This window comes from Bacillus sp. m3-13 (genome assembly GCF_000175075.1).
Lineage (GTDB): Bacteria > Bacillota > Bacilli > Bacillales > Bacillaceae_I > Sutcliffiella_A > Sutcliffiella_A horikoshii_C.
In genome coordinates, this window is the sequence record NZ_ACPC01000018.1 from 1 (window position 1) to 23,979 (window position 23,979).

Below are 23,979 nucleotides of genomic sequence, written 5' to 3' on the forward strand. Positions count from 1 at the left end.
TACCACCTAAACTTTTATAAAATAATTATAAAACAAAAAGACAGAAGAAAGTTGTAATTTAAACATTCTTCTGCTTAATTAAGTACGAATTGTACATTCAATTTTCAGCTTTTGAATGGAGCAAATGGCGTAGACTCCAGCGGGGGAAGAAGCGACATTGTTGAGACCCCGCAACGAAGTGAGGAGGCTCAAGGTCGCCCCGCGGAAAGCGAAGCCATTTGCGGAAATCAAAAGCGGTGTCTTAAAAATATCTAAAATCAAAGACTTTTTCAGTGGCCTCGGCAAAGCCGAGGAGGCTCAAGCACCGTCCCGCGGAAAGCGAAGCCATTTGCGTAAAGGAACAGCGGGGGTTTACCAATACCTAAAGTCTTAATGTTTTCTTTCTTACTTTGTAAACTCTAAAAATAATTGATTCACTTTTTTAGCTGTCTCATGCCCGGTAATTTTTTGCAACTTCCTTCATCAATTGAATTCTCTCCGAAGTGTTGAATACATTCACTTTTTTTGACTGCAAAAGTGATGACACCTTCTTTGCCTGATCCGGTGTCAAGGAGATGTTATACTCCCCGCTATACTTCATCAATTCATCTGCCGTAATGTTATGAAGCTTCTTATTTACGATTTGTTGATATATGTTCATCATATTATCCCTCCCCATTTTAGCCTATGTTGGAAAAACAAAAAAGGCTACCTTTACGAAATAATATGACAACTGTTGGGAAATTATTGTATAATTAAAATATTCCATAAACAAAAGTTATTCAAAGGGTAACGAGGGGGAGTAACCTTGTCGTTTATTATAGATAAAAAAGATCAGGATATATTTCAGCAGCTAAGCTCAGACCTCAGACTAATCTTGAATGCGAATGGCTTTATCGAAGAGTGGAATGAGAGAGCCAGCACGTTTCTTTCCATATTGGAGGAGAACCGCTCTTTTTTTCTCAGTTTTCCATCGAGCTATCGCCAAGAGGTCTATACATACTTAAAGGATATTTCTGAATTGCCTGGGAAAGAGATAAAAAGGATTTTGTTTCATCGAATTAATGGCAGCTTCTATGAAGTCGTTTATACAGGCATCCTTTCTCAAGAGCGGATTTATTTATCAGGACACTTAATTGAAAATAAGGACAGTTCCGTCGTTCTTCCACTTCATTATGGCACGATTGAACAATCATTGAAGGTCAATGAATTTATGACTAACTCATTGGATATAGCTATATTGGTTCTCTCAAAGGGAGGGAAGATTGAATATATCAATAACCGGTGTTTAACATTATTAGAGCTCGATGTGGGTGAGGACTATATCAATATTGAATTCGATGATCTGTTAACTCCAGTCTTTCTGAAGGATAAGTTATATGAAATTTACGAAGAAGTTATCCTCAATAAGAAGTTCAAAGAGCGAATCTGCTATGACGATGAAGTATTATACCAGATTCAAGGAATTTTATTTGAAAGAACAGAGAAGGTATTCTTCATCATCCATGACCGCTCTTATCAACAGAAATTTGAAAACCTTCTTGTTTACAAACAACAGATGGAATCTGTCTCTCAAATCTCAGCAGGAATGGCACACGAGTTAAGGAATCCTTTATCTGTCATTAAGGGATTTATACAACTTTCCCAAATTACAAATAATTGGAGTAAATACTACGACACCATCATGGCTGAAATAAATCGAATGAATTCCATCATTGAGGACTTTTTATCTGTTTCCAGAAAAAAGGTGAAAAAACAGCTTATCGAGCCGCAATATATCTTTCAATCATTGGTGTATATTTTTCAATCAGAGTGCTTATTACATAATATAGATTTTGACTTTGAAATTGAAGAAGTGGATGAGCAGGTATTGGTCAATGAGGCCATGATTAAGCAAGTTATGCTGAATTTTTTAAGAAATGCCATTGAAGCTTTCTCACCGGAACAGAAAAACAAGCTGTTTCTATTGCGAGCTAAGAAGTCAGATACCTTCTATGAAATTACCGTCGTAGACAACGGGAAAGGGATGGCTGAAGATGTATTAGATCGCATTGGCAAACCGTTTTTCACAACAAAAGAAAAGGGAAATGGATTAGGCATTCCGCTATGTAAAAAGATAATAGAAGACCATGATGGGGAGTTATTCATCGACAGCAAATTAGGGGAAGGTTCCACCTTTTGCTACCGATTGCCACTCTTAAAGGAAAAGCCTGAATAGGGCTTTTTTTGTTGCGGCTAAGCCTCTTTATTTACTTTTACTCTCAGCTGTTGTATACTAACTTATTGTTATAAAATCGTAATGATTCTTATCTTTTAAGGTGTGATAATGTTGGAAAATGTACTCGAAATCAAGGAACTATCCTATAAATATGAAAAACAAAACGTCATTGAAAATATAAATTTAAGCATACCAAAAGGAGCTTTCCTTGGATTAGTTGGTCCGAATGGTTCTGGTAAATCAACACTTTTAAAGTGTATCCTTGGACTCTTGCGTCCTCAAAAGGGAACCATCGAATTGTTTGGAAAGGATATCCGCAAGTTTAAAGATTGGAGCAAAATCGGTTTTGTTTCCCAGAAGGCGAACAGTTTCAATTCCGGTTTTCCGGCAACCGTCTTTGAAGTAGTTTCAACAGGTCTGGTTTCAAAGGTTGGCTTATTGCGCTTCTTTAATAAACAACACAAAAAGCAAGTCTTAGAAGCTATAAGGGCAGTAGGGATGGAGGACTTTACAGATAGAAATATAGGTGACTTATCCGGAGGGCAGCAACAACGTGTCTTTATAGCAAGGGCACTGGTGAGTGAACCGGAGCTATTAATTTTGGATGAGCCTACAGTCGGAGTGGATATAAAGAATGTACAAAACTTCTACTCCATGCTTTCCCACTTGAACAAAAAACTAGGCATCACGCTGATCTTGGTCACACATGATGTAGGAACTATTACAGAAAAAGTGACACATGTGGCCTGCTTGAACAAAAATCTACATTTTCACGGTGTGACAGATGAATTTGAAAAGTTGCGCACTAAAGACCTTTCACAGTTTTACGGGCATGATGTACATGTTCTTAGTCATGATCACCATCACCACGATGGAGGGCATATGTAATGATATCAGCTTTTATGCAATTTGAATTTTTAAGAAATGCATTTTATACAGGAATCTTGATTGGCTTTTTGGCACCTCTATTAGGTGTTTTTGTCGTGGTAAGGAGACTTTCATTGATCGCGGACGCCTTAAGCCATGTAACCTTGGCTGGAATCGCAGCAAGCTTGCTGGTGGAAAAGCGTTTCGGGTTAATGGTCGGTGTGAGTCCTATTTATTTCGGGATGGCGTTTTCAGTAACAGGTGCATTGTTTATAGAAAAACTGCGTGGAGTATATAAACACTACCAAGAGCTAGCTATTCCGATCATTTTGTCTTCTGGGATTGGTCTTGGTGTAATCTTTATTTCGCTTGCGGATGGATTTAATACAGATCTTTTCAACTTTTTATTTGGGAGTGTAAGTGCTGTTACATCAACTGATTTTTGGACTGTTTTTATCGTAACTATAGGGGTACTCCTCACCATCATTTTATTTTACAAAGAATTTTTTATCCTTTCGTTTGATGAAGAACATGCCAAGGTGTCGGGTGTGAATGCACGAGTATTTCATCTAATATTCATCATTATGGTGGCACTTGTTATTGCAGCTTCTATGCGAATTGTCGGTATCCTTTTAGTTTCTTCCCTTATGACCTTACCTGTAGCTGCAAGCATGAGGTTAAGCAGAGGTTTCAAACAAACCATAGTGTTGGCTATAGTTTTTGGAGAAATTGCCGTAATTGGCGGTTTAATCTCATCTTTTTATTTTGATCTTGCTCCAGGAGGAACTATTGTAATCTTATCGGTTCTCATTTTGATTGTCACCATTCTCTGGAATAAAATAAGGGGTGTAAAATAATGAATGTAACACAGGCACTTACTCTTATGAAAGATAAAGGATATAAATATACAGGAAAAAGACAGGAAATGCTTGAATTGTTTGCAACAGAAGATAAGTATTTGACTGCAAAAGATGTTCTCGATTCCATGAAGGACAATTATCCTGGTTTAAGCTTTGACACCATCTATCGTAATCTTGGAGTATTTGTGGAGTTGGGGATATTAGAAAGCACAGAGCTTTCCGGTGAAAAACACTTCCGTTTTACATGCTCTACCAAACATCATCATCATCACTTCATCTGCATGTTGTGTGGTAAAACAAAGGAAATAGAAACCTGTCCGATGCAGGACCTTGAGGAGAACTTAAAAGGCTATGATATCACAGGTCATAAATTTGAGATCTATGGAAAGTGCCCGGAATGTGTCTAAAGTAACAAATTTGGGATTATCTCATATATAGTAATTACCACCCATTTTACATGTGTGCCCTCTGAAAATGGGCGGTTATACACGAAACATGTTTTAAAAGATGCATAAGGGTGTATGAGATGACAGCGAAGAATAGACAGCTTTCCTCTTTAAAAAGAGAGGATCTTGTTGACATTATGATTTTGATTCGAGAAATGGGATCAGAAAGAACAGATATTAGCACAGAAGACTTTGTGAAGGCGATTGAAAGCCAACTTCTGCTTGCGATGTCTCGATCTAAATAAAAAGGAGAGTGGGATATCCACTCTCCTTTATTATGATGTTTATCGGGAAACGCTGATTGTATGAAGCAATGATTGCACTTTTAGATCTGCTTCTTTCCAATTTGAAACTCTGTGAACAGTTGCAGGTACTGGTTCCCTATTGTATGGGGTATCAAATAAAATGACTGGTATGTTACATTCTTCGCTTATGTCACATGCGTTATCATGTTTATCTTCAAAAAATAGCTCTATCTTATGTTTTTTAACGGCAGCAATTTTATTGTGTGTACCGATTAATTCTAGGTGATCGTAGTCTATCTCCTGTTTGGAAAACCAGTTCTCTGTCACTTCAAAAAGGTGGTTTCTGCGGGCGCTGATAAAATAAAGATCAAAATCATTTTTCCACCGTTGCACAATAGACTTTGCTCCTGTAGCGAGAGGGGCATCTTTATAAATAATCGGCTCCATTTCGTCCATCCATTTCCAAAAGCCAGCTTCATCTAAGCCCATAAGAGGGGTCAAATCATATTGTTTCATATCTTCAAGGGTTATATTTTTTTTCAATGTTTTATTGATGAAGGGTACAAAAGTAGAAGGGCAAGTTAACGTCCCGTCAATATCAATTCCGAATCTTTTTCTCATAATTGCCTCCAGTCCTATTGCTACATTTATTTTATCATATTTTGTCCTTTTATCTGTTATTTTGTTGATTGATTTAAAAATGGAGAGATGACAAAACTTAACAAAGATTGACATCCATGATTTAGCCTTTTTTGCTCATACTAAATAATGCTCCTAACTTCTTAAGAAAGCGAGGGATACGAATGGCAAGTGAATTTGAGAAAAACGAAGAGAAACTTGACCGTTTTGATTCAGACTTGGCTTATGAAGAACCTCATGTTTCTAGAGCGAAGGGACATCGGGACTTTTTAGAAGAGCATGCAGCTGAGGTTGCAGTGCCTCCTGTTGTACAATCAGATAGAAGCAGGGAACGAGAAGCAATTTTTGAAGAAGAGCGCAGTGACGTAATGGGAATGAGTGGACGAGGACTTGGGATTCTAGGGTTAGCCTTATCTACCCTTTCGTTGTTCTTTCTGCCAATCATTATGGGAGCTGCCGGTATTATCGTCGGCTTTATTGCCCGCAAACGTGGGGCAACAGGGTTAGGAGCATGGGCAATCGGAATCGGTGTCGTTTCCATTGTTGTTGGGATTTTTGTATTACCATTGTTTTAACACCACCTAAATGGTTCATCCATTTAACGGCAGCAAAAAAGCTTGGCACCTATTGGTGTCAAGCTTTTGCCTTTTCTTCCTCTTGCTTTGCAAAATATTCTTCTGCAATTTTATCGATTTCTTTTTTCAGTTCTTCCACCATGGTAGCTTCAGGTACTTTACGGACAATTTCTCCTTTGCGGAAAAGTAACCCTTCGTTACGTGCACCTGCAATCCCGATATCTGCCTCACGTGCTTCACCAGGTCCGTTTACCGCACAACCGAGTACGGCTACTTTAATTGGCGCCTTTATGGTAGAAATGTATTCCTCTACTTCATTTGCGATACTAATCAGGTCAATTTCAATACGTCCACATGTAGGACATGAAATAAGTGTAGCTGCGTTAGAAGATAAGCCAAATGACTTCAATAATTCACGAGCAACCTTTACTTCCTCCACAGGATCTGCACTTAAGGAAATACGTAATGTGTTACCGATTCCCTTGCTTAAAATCGCTCCCAACCCGGCAGCACTTTTCACTGTTCCTGCAAAAAGTGTACCAGACTCTGTGATACCCAAATGAAGCGGGTAGTCAAAAGCTTTTGCTGCTTTTTCGTATGCTTCAATGGCAAGGTTCACATCTGAAGCCTTCATGGAAACAATGATATCGTGGAAATCAAGGTCTTCTAATATTTTGATGTGGTGAAGTGCACTTTCCACCATTCCGTCTGCTGTAGGGTAACCGTATTTTTCGATGATACGCTTTTCCAAGGAACCTGCATTAACACCGATACGAATGGGAATCCCTTTTTCTTTACATGCTTTTACAACCGCTTCCACCTTTTCTCGGCGACCAATGTTACCGGGGTTGATACGGATTTTGTCTGCTCCGCCTTCAATGGCTTTAAGTGCCAGTTTGTAATCAAAATGGATGTCCACAACTAGCGGAATGTTGATTTGTTTTTTTATGTCTGCGATGGCGTTTGCTGCACGCTCATCCGGGCATGCAACACGGACTACTTGACAGCCTGCTTCTTCCAATCGCTTTATTTCTGCAACCGTTGCCTCTACGTCATGAGTTTTGGTGGTTGTCATACTTTGGATAAATAGTTCGTTACTGCCGCCGATTGTTATGTCTCCGACTTTAACTGGGCGGGTTTTTGTACGATGTATTATTTCATTCACGAGTGAATCGCTCCTTTAGGAATGATCTACAGATCAAAACATCTTTCTTTCATAAGATTAGCTTGTAATGAGAGAAAAAGCTAGTATTATCCACTAACTCCCAACATATTTTAACAATCGCAACCACATCTGACAAGTGAAAAAGTTTCCTGACTCTCAGTAGAGTGGGACTAACTGTTGATTTCCGTTCCAGGCGCTTCGCTTTCCTAGGGGGCGGTGCTTGAGCCTTCTCGCATTCGCTGCGGGGTCTCAAGCTACCGCTATCTGCGCCTTTTGCTCCAATCAACAGCTAAAAATCATTAAGTACACGTGATTTCAGTTTTTCAGTGGCTTCTTTGATTCAGCGTCTCACTTGACCCTTCCTCCCGCGGGGGTCTGCGCGCCTTCCACTACAATCAACTGGGGTGTCTATTGCTCAATATATTTAAAGTAAAAGTTTCCTGGCTGCTAGTAGACAGGAAACTTGTAGGTTTTGCCGATTTGAATTTTTTCTGGGGTGATGCCTTCGTTTAGGTTTTGGAAGTCTTCTATAAGTTGTGTGATGGAAACTGGAATGGGTTTGTTTGCGATTTTCTCTGCGACGGTCAATACTGTATCGCCGGCCTTTATTTCTACTTCTATGTAAAGGTTGTTAGTAGGTGAGGACATGGCGGAACTTTCTGTTTCCGTATCAGGGTTTGTTGTTGAAACAGGTGCAATAACAGGAGTAGCGGGCTCAGGAATGGTACCGGATGATAAATCGTAGTAGATGCTGTATATGGTGACGAGAATGAGAGCTGCAATGAATAATCGGATCATTTTTATTTTCCTCCTCAGTCAAGCTTACTTAACTATATGCTTGTCCGCGAAAAAAATAACCAAAAAACACCGACAAATTATGTGCAATCTGTCGGTGCCATTTACTAATTAATTGGAGGAGTCGGTTTCTTAACTTTAACTTCTTTAATAATGAGATATAGAACAAAAAGAGACACTGCAAAGCTTATTAATGATGAAAAAGGAAGAACCAAACCACTTGCCTGCATGAGGGTGAAAATAAACGTTGGAAGCGTGACTGCATAAGCAGCCAAAACCCATGTATGGCGATAGTGCAATTTATTTCTATTCAACACATTTTTAAGGAGTAATCCAAACAAACCTAAAATAGAGATCTGAACGAATTTAGTAGCAGCAAAAAACAGATAACCTACTAACAATAAAACAGTAATGATAATAGGGAATGCACTTCCTACAGAATCCATGAACTGAAGCAAGTTTTCTTTAGTTACTTCTGTTCCTTGGAAATCACTCAGAGGGACAAAGTCTGTCTGTCCAGCCCCTTTAAAAATAATCTCCTTAGATTGGATGGCGACAACTTCACCGTAGGAGCTTATCTCATCTATGGATAATTCACTTTCAGGATCCAATATAATGGTAAAGCCTTGTTCGTCAGCTATAAATGGTTCCTCTACATCAGCAATAAATTCTCCGTCCTGTATATAAAAGTCTGGTGTTTCGTTTTGCAAAAATTCTTCTGTACTATTTACTAATTTCACTGCACTAGTTCCAAAAGTGATAAACATGGGAATAGAAGTGATAAGGACGAGAAAAAATACGTACAGGATGGTTTTGCCTATTCCTTGAAAGCGAAAGGAGGCCATTGCTTTCGGGGAATACAAGCTCTTTACAAATTGAGAGAAGATATTCAATTCCTATCAGTCCTTTTTAATGTAATATGCCAATTTTATGTTACCTTAAATTGGGTATGTGAACAATAATTAATTCCTTAACAATTACTAATGTAAATTTCAAGTTACGGTTTGTAAAGATAATGTAAATTTATCATAAATTCTATTTACATTAGAATCATATTAGGTTAATAATTGTATTTGGTTTTGTAGATTTTTGTCGATATTAAATTGTTTTTGATTAAGGGGTTGAATGTATTGGACTTGGATGTTCAGAGGTTAATATTTGAATTTGTTGGTGGTCTGGGTATTTTCCTTTTCGGAATTAAATACATGGGTGACGGACTGCAAAAATCAGCTGGCGATAAGCTGAGAGATATCTTGGATCGTTTTACAACCAATCCGTTTATGGGTGTATTGGCGGGTATTCTTGTAACGATCTTACTTCAAACGAGTTCAGGAACCACTGCCCTAACGGTAGGTCTTGTTAGTGCTGGTTTCATGACGTTGCGCCAAGCGATTGGTGTAATTATGGGTGCAAACATTGGTACAACAGTAACAGCGTTTATTATCGGTATTAAGATAGACGAGTATGCATTACCTATTATTGCTGCTGGTGCTGTATTGCTTTTCTTCTTCAAAAAACAAAAAATTCAATACTTTGGTCAAATTGTATTCGGATTCGGAGCTTTGTTCTACGGACTTAAAACGATGGGTGATGGGTTAAAACCATTACGTGAACTTCAAACATTTACTGATTTAACTGTAACTATGAGTGATAATCCAATTCTTGGTGTTGTTGTTGGTACAGTGTTCACAGTAATTGTACAAAGTTCCAGCGCAACTATTGGAATACTACAGGAATTATATGGTCAAGGAGCAATAAGCTTAGATGCTGCCTTGCCGGTTCTTTTCGGGGACAATATCGGAACAACTATCACAGCTGTATTGGCTGCAATTGGGGCATCTGTTGCCGCAAGACGTGCTGCATTATCCCATGTGGTATTTAACCTACTAGGAACAGCGATTGTTATACTGTTGTTAATACCTTTTGAGAAATTCATTTTGTTCTTACAAAGTACGTTAGATTTAAATCCTGAAATGACAATTGCATTCGCGCATGGTTCCTTTAACATAGCCAATGTAATCATTCAATTTCCGTTTATCGGCTTACTTGCATTAATCGTTACAAAAATAATTCCTGGCGATGATGCGATTGTCGAATATAAAGCGAAGCACCTGGATCCTATTTTCATTGAACAATCCCCATCACTTGCTTTAGGTCAAGCTAAAGAAGAAGTGTTAAGAATGGGTGAGTTTTCTATAGTGGGTCTAGACTCTACACACAATTATTTAAAAACGGGTACATCTAAATATTCAGAACAAGCGTACTCCATCGAGGATGCGATCAATAACCTTGATAGAAAAATCACTGATTACCTTGTTAAACTTTCTTCTGCTTCACTATCTGATAATGAGTCAGAAGAACATTCTGTTCTTATGGATACAGTCCGTGATATTGAGAGAATCGGTGACCACTTCGAAAACATTGTGGAATTAGTGGATTATCAAATCGCCAATAAAGTGGAGTTAACTGAGGCAGCTGATAAAGACCTTGAAGAAATGTTCACGCTGACTCAATCAACTGTCAAAGAAGCTATTGAAGCTTTAAGAACGAATAATAAAGATTTAGCGAATGAAGTAAGATTAAAAGAAGACAAAATCGATAAAATGGAACGTTCTCTTCGTAAGAAACATATCTTGCGTATGAATGAGGGATTATGTTCCGGTCAAGCTGGAATTGTGTTTGTTGATATTATCAGTAACCTAGAGCGTATCGGGGACCATGCTGTAAATATTGCGGAAGCAGTTCTAGGAGAAGATCACGAAACTTTATAATAGGTTATAACGTATAATTAAAACCAGACTCTTACGGGTCTGGTTTTTTTAAAATGTTTGAAGGAGGTTTAAGGATGGAAATCCTGTATTGGACTATAATCATTGCATTATTTGTCATTGCTTTTGTTGGGCTGGTCTATCCAATCATTCCAAGTGTACTCTTTTTAGTTGGAGGTTTTCTCCTTTATGGAGTATTTTTCTCTTTTGAAGAGTTGACTTTTCTATTCTGGACCATCACTGTTTTATTTGTCATTTTACTATTTGTCGCGGACTACTTTGCGAACCTGTTAGGTGTGAAAAAGTTTGGAGGAAGTAACGCATCTATTTGGGGGAGTACGATCGGATTATTGATTGGTCCGTTTGTTATACCAGTAGCAGGTATTATTTTAGGGCCATTCTTGGGAGCGGTTATCGGGGAACTTTTATTTAATAGAAATGGGTTAAAAGCTTCCATGAAAGCAGGGTTTGGATCTGTGGTCGGCCTATTCAGCAGTGCATTGGTTAAAGGAATTATCCAGGGGATTATGATTATTGTATTCTTTATTTTCATCTAAACAAGGTTATACTAGAAGTGTTTAAAAGAAGTACATTTGTGTTATAGCAATTATATGTGCGAAGAAGGAGTGGGTGATTTGAAAACGATTGGAGTCTTAACAAGTGGCGGTGACTCGCCTGGAATGAATGCGGCTGTCAGGGCTGTAGTAAGAAAAGCGATTTACCACAACTTAAATGTATATGGCATCTATCAGGGGTATGCAGGACTTATGGCGGGAAATATTAAAAAGTTAGAGCTTGGATCTGTAGGTGATATCATCCACCGAGGTGGAACTGTTTTATATACGGCTAGAAGTGAAGAGTTCAAAACACTAGAAGGCCAGCAAAAAGGAATTGAGCAGTTGAAGAAACATGGAATAGAAGGGCTTGTAGTTATTGGGGGAGATGGTTCATACCGTGGAGCTCAAAAGCTTACAGAACATGGCTTTCCATGTATCGGCTTGCCAGGAACCATTGACAACGATATTGCGGGGACAGATTATACCATCGGTTTTAATACGGCCCTTCACACTGTCATTGATGCAATAGATAAAATTAGAGATACCGCCACCTCCCACGAACGTACTTTCATTATTGAAGTTATGGGTCGCCATGCAGGAGACATCGCATTATGGGCAGGTCTTGCAGGTGGAGCAGAAACTATTATCATTCCAGAGATAGGGTTTAAGCTAGAGGACGTAGTAGGTCGAATTAAGAGCGGGCAAAAACGAGGGAAAAAGCATACCATCATTGTCCTTGCAGAAGGCGTGAGCAGTGGAGTGGATTTTGCTAAACTGATTGAAAGAGAAACACAATTAGAAACTCGTGTTTCTGTTCTTGGTCATATCCAAAGAGGCGGAACACCAACTGCATTTGACCGAGTTCTTTCAAGTCGTCTTGGCGGACGTGCTGTTGAACTATTGATGGATGGAAAAGCAGGCAGGGCAGTGGGAATGGAAAAAAATCAGATTGTTGATTATTCTTTTGATGAAGTATTCTCCATGCCGCACAAGATTGATGAAAGTATGTATCGCTTGTCGCAAGAGTTATCTATCTAGTCCAAAATAAATAATTTAATGTAGGCGAGCAGATTAATTGAAAGATTGTGCAAGTTTTGGTAATCTGAAACTAACGGATCAAAAGGGTCATGCTTTTTTGATTCAATAATATTCATACATAACAATTAGGAGGAGATAATTATGGCATACGAACTACCACAATTACCTTATGCATACGACGCATTGGAGCCTCACATCGACAAAGAAACAATGAACATTCACCACACGAAGCATCACAATACTTACGTAACAGGTATTAACGCTGCACTTGAAGGACAAGCAGAACTTCAAGGTAAAAGTGTAGAGGAGTTAATCTCCAACATGGACGCAGTTCCTGAAAACATTAAAACAGCTGTACGCAACCACGGTGGTGGACACGCGAACCACAGCCTTTTCTGGAACATCTTGACTCCAGGTGGCGCTACGTCTCCAAACGGAGAATTGGCAGACGCTTTAACTAGCAAATTCGGTAGCTTTGAAAACTTCAAAGACGAATTCGCTAAAGCTGCAGCTACTCGTTTCGGATCTGGTTGGGCATGGTTAGTAGTAAACAACGGTGAACTTGAAATCACAAGCACACCAAACCAAGACTCTCCATTAATGGAAGGCAAGACTCCAGTTCTAGGACTTGACGTTTGGGAGCACGCTTACTACCTAAACTACCAAAACCGCCGTCCTGACTACATCAACGCATTCTTCAACGTAATCAACTGGGATGTAGTAGGAAAACTTTACAACGAAGCAAAATAATTACCAAACCAAAAACTCTCATCCCTAAGTGGATGGGGGTTTTTATTTTTTATTTGTTCTATAGCTGTTGATTGGAGCAAAAGGCGAAGACTCCTGAGGGAGATAGCGCTAGGTGGAGACCCCACAGGCGTAGCCGAGGAGGCTCCAGCAGCGCCCCTAGGAAAGCGAAGCCATTTGCGGAAATCAACAGCGGCGTATACCAGAACCTACTCAGATGTCCAAAAAAATCAAAGTACATAACTCCCACTCCTTTAAGCCACAATAAACGTAGATAAAGGAGCGGGGTAATAATGGCAGCAACTAAAAAAACTAATCGGCGATGTCGAAATAAACAAAGACCTGATGCTACTCTTAATCATCGGTGGACTTTACTCTCTCAGTATCGCCCTATCCAATACATTCGTAAATGTATACCTATGGAAGCAATCAGGAGAATTCAGCGACCTCGGCTTCTACAATTTAGCAATAGTCGTCTTTCAGCCACTAACATTCATACTGGCAGGAAGATGGGCAAAAAAAATTGACAGAGTCATTGTGCTACGTTTAGGAGTCGTATTCTTAGCACTTTTTTATTTGTTTGTTTTGTTTATTGGTGATAAGGCTTCTACCTACTTATTGCTACTTGGAGCGCTACTTGGAATTGGTTATGGCTTTTACTGGCTTGCTTTCAATGTATTGACCTTTGAAATTACAGAGCCGGAAACGAGAGACTTCTTCAACGGATTTTTAGGGATTTTGACTTCAGTAGGTGGGATGATAGGACCAATAGCCGCAGGATACATTATTTCTACATTAGAAAAGTTCACAGGATATACCGTAATTTTCACTATTTCCCTAATTTTGTTTTTTGCTGCGGTGATTTTAAGTTTATTTTTACAAAGGCGAGGGGCGGAAGGTAACTTTGAGCTCCGACGCATTTTGCAGGAACGAAAAAACAATGCAAACTGGGGATACATAACGAATGCACACTTCTTCCAAGGGTTACGTGAAGGTACGTTCCTTTTTGCCATTTCCGTATTGGTATTTATCACAACCAACAGTGAATTGGCCCTTGGAACATTTGGCTTGCTAAATTCAGCAGTGGCATTTGTTTGTTACTATCTAGCGACAAGGCTTATAAAAAAAGAGTTCAGGAAGAAAGCGATCCTACTTGGAGGACTTATATTGTATGGGGCGATATTCTTTCTCATCTTTGAACTCACTTATGTGAAGCTGCTTATGTATGCAGTCACCATTGCAATCGCCTATCCATTGTTACTTGTTCCGTATGTATCTTTAACATATGATGTAATCGGAAGAGGCTGGAAAGCAGCAGAAATGCGTATCGAATATATCGTTGTAAGGGAAATATTCTTGAATTTAGGTCGTATCTCTTCTATTATCCTGTTTCTGATTGCCGTTATCTTTTTTGATACGCAAAAGAGCATCCCGATTCTTATGTGCGTAATTGGTGCAGGACACGCCTTGATTTATCCATTCGTCAGAAAGGTAGAATTGGAAGCCGTACCTACTCCAAAGGAAGAACCGCATCCAATTGTGACAACTTTACGAGATGGCGAAGGAGAATCAACTCCTTAAAAGGGATTTAATAATAGAAATTTATTGAGTTTTCCTATACAATAGATAAAGACACAGACACCTATACAGACTAACGTAGGTGTCTCTTACTTTTTATAAAACATGTTGCTTATATGAGCCTCTCGAAATAATTAATGAAAAGGTGTAAAGTATGACCAATCAAAAGCAAAAAAAGAAAAAGAAGAATTATGTCCCCTCGCGCTTAAACCTTTTATTTTTTGCGGTTTTTTTACTGTTCTCAGCTCTTATTTTAAGACTAGGATTTGTCCAAATCGTGTTTGGGGAAGATTTCCGCAAAGAGGTAGATCGAACGGAAAATGTAACGGTGAATACTTTAGTCCCAAGAGGGAAGATTTATGATCGCAATCAAAAAGTGGTGGTTGACAACACTCCTTTAAACGCGATTACATATACGCGTATGCAATCCACTACTCCGAAAGAGCAGTTAGAGGTTGCAAAAAAACTAGCCGAAATTATTACGATGGATACCAATAAAATTCAGGAGCGTGATGAGAAAGACTATTGGATTTTGACTCGTCCTGAAGAAGCTGCCGAATTGATTACAGATAAAGATCGTAAAAAGGTAGCTGATGGTGAAATAGAAGAAAGTGAATTGTACGATTTGCAGTTGAAGAGAATTACGAAAGAACAATTAGCGGAAATCACTGAAGAGGAAAAAGAAGTATTGGCTATCTTTCGTGAGTTTAACAAAGGCTATGCTCTTACTCCTCAGATTGTAAAGAATCAAGATGTAACTGCTAAGGAATTTGCAATGGTTAGTGAAATGCTTGCAGATTTGCCAGGTGTTGATATTACAACAGATTTTATCCGATCTTATGCGTATGGATCTACCCTTGATTCTGTTTTTGGAAAAGTTTCAACCTCAGAGTCTGGTATACCGAGTGAGAAAGTAGATGAATTTCTAGCGCGTGGTTATAGTCGAAATGATCGAATTGGGACGTCGCAACTTGAATCACAATATGAAAATGTTTTGCAAGGACAAAAAGCAAGAGTTCGTAATGTCACGGACACTGGTGGTAACTTGCTGCATCAGGAAAAAGTTTATGACGGGCAACGTGGAAAGGATTTAATCTTGTCGATTGATATGGAATTTCAGCAAAAAGTGGAAGAAGTATTAATTGAAGAAATGCTTCAAACAAGAGCGACTCCAAGTGCTAAGGCAAGATTTCTAGACAGAGCTTTTGTGGTTGTTATGAACCCAAAAACAGGAGAAGTCCTGTCGCTTGCTGGAAAACAATTAATTCGTGATGAAGAAGATGGTCAATTGAAGGTTTACGATAATGCGTTAGGTGCCATCCAAGAAGCATATGAGCCGGGTTCAACTGTGAAAGGAGCCTCGGTGCTTGCTGGTTTCCAGCATGGCGTTATCCAACCAGGTTCTTATCTATATGACGCGCCAGTATATATCGGGCGTGGAAATGAAGCACTTAAAAAAGCTTCATACACAAATATGGGGAGCATTAATGATTTAACAGCTCTTGAAAGGTCCTCTAACGTGTATATGTTTAGGATTGCAATGGCTATTGCTGGTGCTAATTACCAGCCAAGGCAGCCATTATTTATCCCTCCAGCAGCCTATGATACATTCAGATCATATTTAGCCCAATTTGGATTAGGGGTGGAAACTGGCATAGACCTTCCTAGGGAATCTTCAGGAGTTGAAGGCACAGATACCAGTATCCCAGGTTTACTTCTGGATTTATCAATTGGACAGTATGATACTTATACTACTTTGCAATTGGCCCAATATGTTTCTACTATTGCCAACGGTGGCTATAGAATGAAGCCACAATTGGTCAGAGAAATAAGAGAACCTAATAATGATGGAGAAGGTTTGGGACGATTAGTGGAGCCCTTCCAACCCCAAGTGTTGAACAGAGTAGATATGTCAGATAATCATATTAAACGAGTTCAAGACGGCTTTATTAGGGTTTATCATGGAGCAAGAGGAACTGCGAGTAGTTCAAAAATGAAGCAATATAAACCTGCAGGAAAATCAGGGACAGCAGAGTCAAGGTATATTGAGTACCTTCCTAATGGAGAAAGGCGCTCCTATGAAACGCTTAACTTTAATTTAGTAGGTTATGCTCCTTATGATGATCCAGAAATTGCATTTGCTATCATGGTGCCTTATGCATCTACAGACTTTAATGTAACGGGAGGAATAAGCACCCGTATTGGAGATGCGGTTATGGATGCTTACTTCACCTTAAAGAAAGAACGAGCTAAAGAAAAACCAGAAGAAGAACAAACAGATGAAGCTGAAGAAGAGAGTAACAACGAAGATACAGAACAATAGTAGAAAAGCACTCCAATGCGGAGTGCTTTTTTGTGTCTTTATGCCACTTTTTATATTTTGCAATAGCAATCTTATACTAAATTCCCCCATTATTCCCGATAAAACTACAGAAAAAACGACATTTACAAAACCTTTACACTTGATTCATACCCAGTTAACACACAAGTTATATTCTATTACTCGTAGGGCAAGATAAACAGAAACATCAACAAAACAAAAACCTTAGGGGGAATTAAGAAATGAAAAGCTTCAAACGTTTTTTATTACTAGCTATCGTTGCATCACTTGCAGTATTCGCTGCAGCATGTGGGAATGCAAACAACAACGGTGGTAACGAAGGAACTTCAGAAGGAGCATCTGCTGAAGGCGGAGAAGAACTTGAAGGTAGCGTAGTAATTGATGGATCTGGTACAGTATTTCCTTTCATGTCTGTAATGGCTGAAAAATACATGACAGAAGCTCAAGAGGGTGTATCTGTTGAAGTGAGTCGTGCTGGTACATCTGCAGGATTTAAGAAATTCCTAGTAGAAGATGGAACGGATTTCAACGACGCTTCTCGCGCTATCAAAGATGAAGAAAAAGCACAAGCTGAAGAGCTTGGAATTGATGTAAAAGAACTTAAAGTAGCACTTGACGGATTAACAATCGTAATTAATAAAGAAAATGACTGGGCTACAGAACTTACAGAACAAGAAATCATTGACATCTTCTTAGCAGAAGGCGGAAAGAAAAACTGGTCTGATGTACGTCCTGAATTCCCGGATGAGCCAATTAAAACTTACGGCCCTAACGAAAACCACGGAACATATGAATTCTTCTGGGAAGTTATCCTTGAAGAAAAAGATTTAGCTGAAGGTACTAACTTACAACAAGAATACTCTACTCTTGTAGATCTTGTTTCTAAAGATAAAAACGCAATCGGATTCTTCGGTTATGGTTACTATGAAAGCAACCAAGATAAATTAACAGCTGTAAATGTTGACTTTGGTAATGGACCAGTTGCACCATCCCTTGACACTATTGCTGAAGACGGAGATTATGCAGGCTTTACACGTCCAGTATTCACTTACCTGAATACAAATATGGCTAAAGAAAAACCTCAAGTATTGGATTACGCAATTTACACAATGAAAAATGCACAAGCTGTTGCAGCGGATACTGGATTTGCTCCGCTAACTGATGAACAAATCAACACTTATGTGGAAGAACTTGAAGGTTTAAAGTAAGTTTCCAGGGAGATGGGGAGCTATAGAGGCTGCTCATCTTCCTCTATGTTTTTTAAAACAAGCTTTGGATGAACCTTGTTTTAAGATGAAAGGGGTATTTCAAATTGGCTAAGCATAAAGACGGTGTCAATGTAAGAGAGTTAATCAATGAGAAAAAGACAACTCTAAATACTAACCGGTTAATAGAAGCATTTATACCAAAGTTTTTAATGGTTATTGCTACGATTTCTATTTTTACAACATTAGGTATTATTCTTACATTACTTTTTGAAACAGTTGAATTTTTTAAAGCAGTTCCATTTCTTGATTTCTTTACAGGGACTAAACTTAAGCCTTTGGGAGAAAATGCTCAATTTGGTGTTCTCCCGCTATTGACAGGTACAATTATTTCTTCTGTCATTGCCATGGCTGTAGCTATCCCTATTGGTTTAATGAGTGCAGTCTACCTAAGCGAATATGCCTCTGATAGAGTAAGAAGAATCTTAAAACCTATTCTTGAGGTGCTAGCAGGTATTCCAACAATCGTTTACGGTTTCTTTGCATTCACATTTGTAACCCCTATTTTACGAGCAATCATTCCTGGTTTAGAACCAACTAATATCCTCAGTCCAGGAATAGTAATGGGAATTATGATCATTCCGATGGTTGCCTCCTTATCAGAAGATGCAATGAGCTCTGTTCCTAATGCAATGAGAGAGGGAGCGTTAGCACTTGGATCAACGAAACTTGAGGTAGCTTGGAAAGTGGTGGTTCCTGCTGCTATGTCTGGAATTGTCGCATCATTTGTTCTGGCTATTTCCCGTGCAATCGGTGAAACGATGATTGTAACGATTGCGAGCGGAAGTACCAAGAATTTTACGTTTGACATTACACAATCTATGCAAACGATGACTGCATACATTGTGGAAGTAACCGGTGGAGATGCACCAGCTGGTTCAACTTTATATTATAGCTTGTATGCTGTTGCGATGACCTTGTTCGTGTTTACACTAATAATGAACTTAATCGCCCAGTATATCTCTCGCAAGTATAGGGAGGAATATTAAGATGAAGTATGTTGATGCAGCACAAGTACAAAAGAAGATGAATTCAAGATTAACGGTGAACAATATTGCTAAATCTTTATTTTTAGCGGCAACACTGATTGGTCTTGTTGTACTCGTAATTTTGTTTTACCGTGTTATTTCACAAAGTATGGGTTGGATTGATCTTCAATTTATAACGAATAAACTGTCTACTATGGCAGATCGAGCTGGAATCATGGGTGCCATCATGGGTACTTTATGGCTGATGCTAGTTGTTGCACCAATTACTTTGTTTCTTGGTGTTGGTACAGCTATTTATTTAGAAGAGTATGCAAAAAAAGGACGCCTACAACGCTTTTTACAGACAAATATATCAAACTTAGCAGGTGTACCTTCGATTGTATTTGGTATCTTGGGATTAACTATCTTTGTAAGAGCGGCAGGACTTGGGAACATCGTACTAGCCGGTGGTCTTACAATGGCACTTTTAGTTCTTCCTATCGTTGTAGTGGCAAGTCAAGAAGCGATTCGTTCTGTTCCTGGTTATTTAAGAGAAGCATCCTATGGAATGGGTGCAACAAAATGGCAAACAATCAAGAATATCGTTTTGCCGGCTTCATTACCGGGTATTTTAACAGGAGTTATTCTAGCGTTGTCCCGTGCAATCGGGGAAACTGCTCCACTAGTCGTATTGGGTATTCCTGCACTATTGATTCCGCTACCAGAAGGGATTTTTGATAAGTTCACGGTGCTTCCAATGCAAATTTACTATTGGACAATTGACGCGGCTCTTGTAGCAGAATATGCGAACCTTGCAGCAGCTACTATCGTGGTATTACTTTTCATTTTATTAGTCATGAATTCCATTGCGGTCATTATTCGAAATAAGTTTCAGAGAAGATTTTAATCCTAGGAGGAATCATCTATGCAAATTGCAGTGCCTGAACGTGAAACGAAGAACAATACTTCTTTTACAACCAACACTCCAAAAGACAAAAAAGTTGTCTATGATACAAAAGATTTAAACCTTTGGTACGGTGAAAACTTGGCATTGAAGAACATTAACTTGCCGATTTACGAAAATGAAGTGACAGCAATCATCGGACCATCCGGTTGCGGTAAATCCACTTATATTAAAACATTAAATCGTATGGTGGAATTAGTACCAAGCGTGAAAGTTTCTGGTGATATCCTATATCGTGAAAAAAATATTTTAGGGAAATCGTATAAAGTAGAAGAACTAAGAACCAATGTAGGTATGGTTTTTCAAAAACCTAATCCATTCCCTAAATCTATTTATGACAATATTGCATATGGACCAAGAATTCATGGAATACGAAACAAAAAAATACTTGATGAAATCGTTGAAAAGAGTTTACGAGGAGCGGCTATTTGGGATGAAGTAAAAGACCGTTTGAAAGAAAATGCCTATGGTCTTTCTGGTGGACAACAACAGCGTTTATGTATTGCGCGTTGCTTGGCTATCGAGCCGGACGTTATTCTAATGGATGAACCTACATCTGCTCTTGATCCTATCTCTACACTTAAAGTGGAAGAACTCGTTCAAGAATTAAAGAAAGACTACAGTATCGTCATTGTTACGCACAACATGCAACAGGCTGCACGTATATCCGACAGAACAGCTTTCTTCTTAAATGGGGAAGTGGTAGAATATTCTGAAACAGATAAATTATTCTCCAATCCGTCAGATAAGCGTACAGAAGACTATATTACAGGTCGTTTCGGATAATAAAGGTAGAGAGGAAGAGTCAGGTGGTAATACGTCAATTTCATGTGGATTTAGAAACGTTAAGAGACAAATTATTGGAACTCGGAAGTTTAGCTGAAATCGCAATGGGAAAATCCATTGACGCCTTAACAAATCAAAATGTAGATTTAGCCCTTCAGATTATTGAAGAGGACAACAAGGCAGACCGTTTGGATGAAGAAATTAATGACTTTGCCATTCTGCTAATTGCCAAGCAGCAACCGGTGGCGATTGATTTACGGAGAATATTTGTAGCAATCAAAATTTCCACTGATGTTGAACGTATCGCAGACTTTGCTGTGAATATTGCAAAGTCGACGATAAGAATCGGAAAAAATTCTCAACCATTAATTCAGATTGAAAAGATAGAAAAAATGCATAGCATCGCAACAGAAATGCTATCTCTTGCTTTAAAGGCCTACTATGATGAAGATGTAGTCCTTGCCAAAAAAGTAGCTGACATGGATGATCAAGTGGACGAGCTATATGGTCAAAACATCCGTGAGTTATTACAATTGACAAAAGACCATCCGGATATGATCCCTGAAATTACTCAATTAAGTTTTATCTGCCGTTATATTGAGCGTATGGCAGATCACACAACTAACATTTCCGAAAATATCTTCTATCTTGTAAAAGGTAGTCACTACGAATTGAATGACTAAAGAAACGAGCTTTGTTCTTAATGAACAGAGCTTTCTTTATTGTCTAATTGTCTATTTTTTTACAGGCATACAAAAACAAGAGCTATATAAAGAAAAATCGAGAACGTAAGAGGTAAACTCTTATGTTCCCGTTTTCATCGAGATTTTCAACTTAGAAAATATATGGTATGATTCTTTCTGTTGCAAACGGACCCGACTTTCTTGAGAGTAGAGAGTCACAAAACTAAATAACAAAGAAAGAGGTGTGCTATGAACGTAGCAAACTTAAAACAAGAATGGTTTGGTAACGTGCGTGGTGACGTACTTGCCGGTATGACCGTAGCATTAGCCCTCATTCCAGAAGCTATCGCATTCTCTATCATTGCGGGTGTAGACCCGATGGTAGGATTATATGCGTCCTTCTGTATTGCCGTGGTTATCGCCTTCACAGGTGGACGACCAGGGATGATTTCTGCTGCAACTGGAGCGATGGCTTTACTGATGATTACATTGGTTGCAGATCACGGATTGCAGTATCTATTCGCTGCCACCATCCTTACCGGAATCATTCAAATATTAATGGGTGTCTTTAAGTTGGGCAAATATATTTCCTTTTTACCTCAAGCGGTAATTATCGGATTTGTTAATGCTTTAGCGATTTTGATCTTTATGGCTCAGTTAGAGCAATTTGTAGGAGTAACTTGGGTAATGTATGCATTTGTAGCAGCAACACTAGCTATCATTTATATTTTACCTCGTTTTACAAAGGCAATTCCATCCGCATTATTTGCAATTGTCGTGATTACAGCAGTTGTTGTATTTGGTGGAGGATTCGGTCTTGCAACAGTTGGTGATCAGGGCGAGATAACAAGAGCATTACCGATCTTCAGCATCCCTATAGTGGAATTTTCTTGGGAAACATTCATGATCATCTTGCCTTATGCATTTACATTGGCAATCGTAGGTAACCTAGAGTCCCTACTGACAGCAACAATTGTTGATGAAATGACAGATACAAAGAGTAACAAGAACCGTGAAATGAAGGGTCAAGGTATTGCAAACGTCATAACTGGCTTCTTCGGTGGTATGGCTGGGTGTGCGATGATTGGACAATCAGTTATTAACGTTAAATCAGGTGGACGGGGAAGGCTTTCAGCACTAGTAGCAGGGACATTCCTTTTATTCCTGATCATGGTACTTGGAGATGTTGTTGTTCAAATCCCAATGGCTGCTCTTGTTGGGGTAATGATCATGGTTTCCATAGGTACATTTGATTGGCAGTCCATCCGGGAACTTCATAAAATACCTCGAGCTGATGCAGTAGTTATGGTTGTAACGGTTGCGATTGTTGTCTACACACATGACCTTGCAAAAGGTGTAGCAGCTGGGGTTGTGCTTAGCGCACTAATCTTCGGTTGGAAGATGGCTAAGATCAAAGCAACAATGACCTTAAAAGAAGACGTTATGCATTATCAAATTACTGGACAAATGTTCTTTGGGACGATGAGTCACTTTGTCGATTTATTCGATTACAACAATGATCCAAAAGAAATTGTCATTGATTTTAGTAACACTCATATTTGGGATCAATCTGCGGTTACTGCAATCTCTAAAACCGTAATGAAATACCAAAGACTCGGTAAGAACGTAAAAATTATAGGCCTTAATGATGAGAGTAAAACACTAATAGACCGGGTAGGTTTATCTGCTACTTCAGGTCATTAATAAATATTTTACTAACGGGACATTTCATTTTGTCCCGTTTTTTTTGCGTAAAAAAGCCATATTAAAAAGGAGCATAATAGCTCCTTAAGAAGTGTGGTGAAAAAAAGAAAAAAACGCGGCTATCGAGGCCACCATCGATTTGGATTTCTTAACTTTTTGTTTTAGGTCAATTTTTGCTTCTTCTTGTTCCACATGTAGGTTCTGAAAAGCTCGTCGTCTGTACTGATAGTCCATCATAACACAGCATCACCTTTCCCACTCATATGTTATTGGAAGCGCTTTCTTAATTTAATTATATCAATTAACAGATAATTCTGCAATTAATCTTTACGGTTTCTTTACAAAAGAAAGGTTGAAACAAACATATAAGTGTTTTATTATATAAGCATATTGTTATATAAGTGTTTGATTATATTACTTATCTTTTCCAAAGGCAGGTGTAGCTATGCAACAGGTATTGAAAATGGAGGAAGCGGCAGCCACGTTGAAAATTTTAAGCGATAAAACGAGGCTTTCCATGCTGGCTCTTCTACAAGATCACGATTGCTGTGTGTGTGAGTTTGTTGAGATATTCCAGATGAGCCAGCCTTCTATCAGTCAGCATGTAAAGAAGTTAAAAGAAGTTGGTCTAGTGAAAGAATCTAGAAAAGGTCAATGGATCATGTATTCCATCAATACAGAACATCCACACTACCAATTAATCACATCGATTCTTGTGCATGTTCCTTCACTAGAAGAAAAGATGAAAGAGTTAGAGCAAAAAGGACTTAGAATTACTTGTTGTTAAGGGG

24 protein-coding genes are annotated in these 23,979 nt (G+C 38.8%); 19 read left to right on the forward strand and 5 right to left on the reverse strand.

From position 1 onward, the window contains the following. Positions 1-430: 430 nt before the first annotated feature. Positions 431-643: a DUF2624 family protein gene (locus M313_RS23195; RefSeq protein WP_157182450.1), complete on the reverse strand. Its 213-nt coding sequence runs from the start codon at positions 641-643 to the stop codon at positions 431-433. Positions 644-787: 144 nt separating this feature from the next. Here M313_RS23195 and M313_RS24570 point away from each other — a divergent pair, with 144 nt between their 5' ends. The 5 genes from M313_RS24570 to M313_RS25815 all read left to right on the forward strand — a co-directional run bounded on the left by M313_RS24570 (position 788) and on the right by M313_RS25815 (position 4,615). Continuing rightward, positions 788-2,197, forward strand: a complete 1,410-nt coding sequence (locus M313_RS24570; protein ID WP_010194514.1) for an ATP-binding protein — start codon at positions 788-790, stop codon at positions 2,195-2,197. A gap of 108 nt (positions 2,198-2,305) precedes the next feature. After that, entirely contained in the window at positions 2,306-3,085 is a 780-nt protein-coding gene (locus M313_RS0109245; protein WP_029326415.1) for a metal ABC transporter ATP-binding protein, read from the forward strand. Continuing rightward, positions 3,085-3,921 carry a metal ABC transporter permease gene (locus M313_RS0109250; protein ID WP_010194523.1) on the forward strand — a complete coding sequence of 279 codons (837 nt, stop codon included), beginning with the start codon at positions 3,085-3,087 and terminating at the stop codon, positions 3,919-3,921. Before M313_RS0109245 ends, M313_RS0109250 begins: the two co-directional genes overlap by 1 nt. After that, entirely contained in the window at positions 3,921-4,331 is a 411-nt protein-coding gene (locus tag M313_RS0109255; protein WP_010194526.1) for a Fur family transcriptional regulator, read from the forward strand. The genes M313_RS0109250 and M313_RS0109255 overlap by 1 nt, the downstream gene beginning before the upstream one ends. A gap of 119 nt (positions 4,332-4,450) precedes the next feature. Then, positions 4,451-4,615 (forward strand): hypothetical protein, encoded by a 165-nt coding sequence (locus tag M313_RS25815; RefSeq protein WP_010194528.1) that lies wholly within the window; start codon positions 4,451-4,453, stop codon positions 4,613-4,615. Positions 4,616-4,654: 39 nt separating this feature from the next. On the opposite strand, the gene M313_RS0109265 is transcribed toward M313_RS25815, so the two are convergent. Beyond that, positions 4,655-5,236: a hypothetical protein gene (locus M313_RS0109265; protein ID WP_010194530.1), complete on the reverse strand. Its 582-nt coding sequence runs from the start codon at positions 5,234-5,236 to the stop codon at positions 4,655-4,657. Positions 5,237-5,418: 182 nt separating this feature from the next. Here M313_RS0109265 and M313_RS0109270 point away from each other — a divergent pair, with 182 nt between their 5' ends. Beyond that, a complete protein-coding gene (locus tag M313_RS0109270) occupies positions 5,419-5,829 on the forward strand; it encodes a DUF4190 domain-containing protein (protein WP_010194533.1) in 411 nt (136 codons plus the stop codon). A gap of 58 nt (positions 5,830-5,887) precedes the next feature. On the opposite strand, the gene ispG is transcribed toward M313_RS0109270, so the two are convergent. The 3 genes from ispG to M313_RS0109285 all read right to left on the reverse strand — a co-directional run bounded on the left by ispG (position 5,888) and on the right by M313_RS0109285 (position 8,682). Continuing rightward, positions 5,888-6,994 (reverse strand): flavodoxin-dependent (E)-4-hydroxy-3-methylbut-2-enyl-diphosphate synthase, encoded by a 1,107-nt coding sequence (gene ispG, locus M313_RS0109275; protein WP_010194535.1) that lies wholly within the window; start codon positions 6,992-6,994, stop codon positions 5,888-5,890. A 447-nt stretch (positions 6,995-7,441) separates the two neighbouring features. Continuing rightward, a complete protein-coding gene (yqfZ, locus tag M313_RS0109280; RefSeq protein ID WP_010194536.1) occupies positions 7,442-7,792 on the reverse strand; it encodes a protein YqfZ in 351 nt (116 codons plus the stop codon). Positions 7,793-7,896: 104 nt separating this feature from the next. Then, positions 7,897-8,682, reverse strand: coding sequence for a DUF1189 domain-containing protein (locus tag M313_RS0109285; protein ID WP_010194539.1), 786 nt, complete (start codon positions 8,680-8,682; stop codon positions 7,897-7,899). 237 nt (positions 8,683-8,919) lie between these two features. Between M313_RS0109285 and M313_RS0109290 the strand changes: the two genes are divergently transcribed. The 13 genes from M313_RS0109290 (at position 8,920) to M313_RS0109360 (ending at position 23,975) form a co-directional block, all read left to right on the forward strand. After that, positions 8,920-10,560 (forward strand): Na/Pi cotransporter family protein, encoded by a 1,641-nt coding sequence (locus tag M313_RS0109290; protein ID WP_010194542.1) that lies wholly within the window; start codon positions 8,920-8,922, stop codon positions 10,558-10,560. A gap of 74 nt (positions 10,561-10,634) precedes the next feature. Continuing rightward, positions 10,635-11,114, forward strand: a complete 480-nt coding sequence (locus tag M313_RS0109295; protein ID WP_010194543.1) for a DUF456 domain-containing protein — start codon at positions 10,635-10,637, stop codon at positions 11,112-11,114. A 78-nt stretch (positions 11,115-11,192) separates the two neighbouring features. Next, positions 11,193-12,152 carry a 6-phosphofructokinase gene (pfkA, locus tag M313_RS0109300; protein ID WP_010194544.1) on the forward strand — a complete coding sequence of 320 codons (960 nt, stop codon included), beginning with the start codon at positions 11,193-11,195 and terminating at the stop codon, positions 12,150-12,152. A 141-nt stretch (positions 12,153-12,293) separates the two neighbouring features. Further along, a complete protein-coding gene (locus tag M313_RS0109305; RefSeq protein ID WP_010194545.1) occupies positions 12,294-12,902 on the forward strand; it encodes a superoxide dismutase in 609 nt (202 codons plus the stop codon). 342 nt (positions 12,903-13,244) lie between these two features. Then, the gene (locus tag M313_RS23205) at positions 13,245-14,480 is read left to right on the forward strand and encodes an MFS transporter (RefSeq protein WP_010194546.1); all 1,236 of its coding nucleotides are present in this window, start codon (positions 13,245-13,247) and stop codon (positions 14,478-14,480) included. Positions 14,481-14,631: 151 nt separating this feature from the next. Continuing rightward, positions 14,632-16,800 (forward strand): peptidoglycan D,D-transpeptidase FtsI family protein, encoded by a 2,169-nt coding sequence (locus M313_RS0109320; RefSeq protein ID WP_010194547.1) that lies wholly within the window; start codon positions 14,632-14,634, stop codon positions 16,798-16,800. A gap of 239 nt (positions 16,801-17,039) precedes the next feature. Continuing rightward, complete coding sequence (locus tag M313_RS0109325) at positions 17,040-18,026, forward strand: PstS family phosphate ABC transporter substrate-binding protein (RefSeq protein WP_010194548.1); 987 nt, start codon at positions 17,040-17,042, stop codon at positions 18,024-18,026. A 104-nt stretch (positions 18,027-18,130) separates the two neighbouring features. Further along, positions 18,131-19,072, forward strand: a complete 942-nt coding sequence (pstC, locus tag M313_RS0109330; protein WP_010194549.1) for a phosphate ABC transporter permease subunit PstC — start codon at positions 18,131-18,133, stop codon at positions 19,070-19,072. A 1-nt stretch (position 19,073) separates the two neighbouring features. Further along, entirely contained in the window at positions 19,074-19,958 is an 885-nt protein-coding gene (gene pstA, locus M313_RS0109335; RefSeq protein ID WP_010194551.1) for a phosphate ABC transporter permease PstA, read from the forward strand. A gap of 18 nt (positions 19,959-19,976) precedes the next feature. After that, entirely contained in the window at positions 19,977-20,801 is an 825-nt protein-coding gene (gene pstB, locus M313_RS0109340) for a phosphate ABC transporter ATP-binding protein PstB (RefSeq protein ID WP_010194553.1), read from the forward strand. Positions 20,802-20,824: 23 nt separating this feature from the next. After that, positions 20,825-21,484, forward strand: a complete 660-nt coding sequence (gene phoU / locus M313_RS0109345; RefSeq protein WP_010194555.1) for a phosphate signaling complex protein PhoU — start codon at positions 20,825-20,827, stop codon at positions 21,482-21,484. 249 nt (positions 21,485-21,733) lie between these two features. After that, positions 21,734-23,188: a SulP family inorganic anion transporter gene (locus tag M313_RS0109350; RefSeq protein WP_010194557.1), complete on the forward strand. Its 1,455-nt coding sequence runs from the start codon at positions 21,734-21,736 to the stop codon at positions 23,186-23,188. Between the two features lie 445 nt (positions 23,189-23,633). Beyond that, positions 23,634-23,975, forward strand: a complete 342-nt coding sequence (locus M313_RS0109360) for an ArsR/SmtB family transcription factor (protein ID WP_010194559.1) — start codon at positions 23,634-23,636, stop codon at positions 23,973-23,975. Positions 23,976-23,979: the final 4 nt, after the last annotated feature.